General features: G+C 60.9%; 1 pseudogene. It reads right to left on the bottom strand.

From position 1 onward, the window contains the following. Positions 1-588: pseudogene (locus tag Q7C20_RS26885) on the bottom strand (hypothetical protein); the annotation flags it as partial.

Below are 588 nucleotides of genomic sequence, written 5' to 3'. Positions count from 1 at the left end.
AAAGTCGTTTTCGCTGCCATGCCGATCTGCTGGGCCACTGGATCAAGCCGTTTGCGCAGCCAGTCGCGGGGCAAGGGCAGGGTTGCGCGGGGTTTTAACATTGAGACATCGATAACCGGCTCTGCCGCGCCCTCAGCCCCATTCGCGCGGATTTTTCCGGCCTCAACAGCAAAGGCCAGATCATGGCCCAGTTCTTCGTCCAACACTTTGACCAAGCGCGCCAACCTCTTCGGGTGCTCTGCGTATTTCAGCAGATCCGCCGCGGCGCGCCGTGTCTCTGGCCCGTAGAGGAAAGGTATCCTGGCCCAGGTCGCGAGGTCATTAAAAATCGCATTGGGCGCAAGGTGTGTGCCGTCGCCAAAGCTGTGCCGGATTTCGCTGCCCATACCCAACTGTGGCATCACTCGGCTAATCGACAAGGACCGGTCAAAATCGGTGCCGCCCAACCGGATTCCATAACTGGCCAGAATGTCGATCTCGTCAGTGCCGCCTTGGCGGAAAAGTGTGAAATCCGATGTGCCGCCGCCGATGTCGACCACCAGGCCCAGATCCCCGGGGCGCAGGGCATGGCGGTTGGCCAGCGCTGCC

Origin of the sequence: Pseudomonas sp. AMR01, assembly GCF_041946035.1 — a bacterium.
GTDB classification, from domain to species: Bacteria; Pseudomonadota; Gammaproteobacteria; order Pseudomonadales; family Pseudomonadaceae; genus Aquipseudomonas; species Aquipseudomonas antarctica_B.
This window is presented reverse-complemented; position numbering and strand designations above follow the sequence as displayed.